Consider the following 243-nt stretch of genomic DNA (forward strand, 5'->3'; position numbering starts at 1 on the left):
GTCTTGGTTGAATCCGCAAGGACTCTCGCAAGTGGCTATCGCACGTTTTGGTATTCCTGCTAGCTCGCCATTTATCGTCGAGTCAAAATCACTTAAGCTGTATTTGAACAGTATCAACTTTACCGAATTCCCTAGTTGGGAAGCTGTGCAAACGCTGATTGCTAAAGACTTATCGGCATGCGTACAAGCAGAAGTGCAAGTTGAGCTGTTTGGCTTGGATGATAATCTTTATAATAAGACATC

General features: G+C 43.2%; 1 pseudogene. It reads left to right on the forward strand.

The features are described 5' to 3' along the window. Window positions 1-31: 31 nt before the first annotated feature. A pseudogene (locus AAEZ03_RS28590) lies at window positions 32-243 on the forward strand (NADPH-dependent 7-cyano-7-deazaguanine reductase QueF); the annotation flags it as partial.

This window comes from Pseudomonas sp. HY2-MNA-CIBAN-0224 (genome assembly GCF_040310285.1).
GTDB lineage: Bacteria > Pseudomonadota > Gammaproteobacteria > Pseudomonadales > Pseudomonadaceae > Aquipseudomonas > Aquipseudomonas helleri.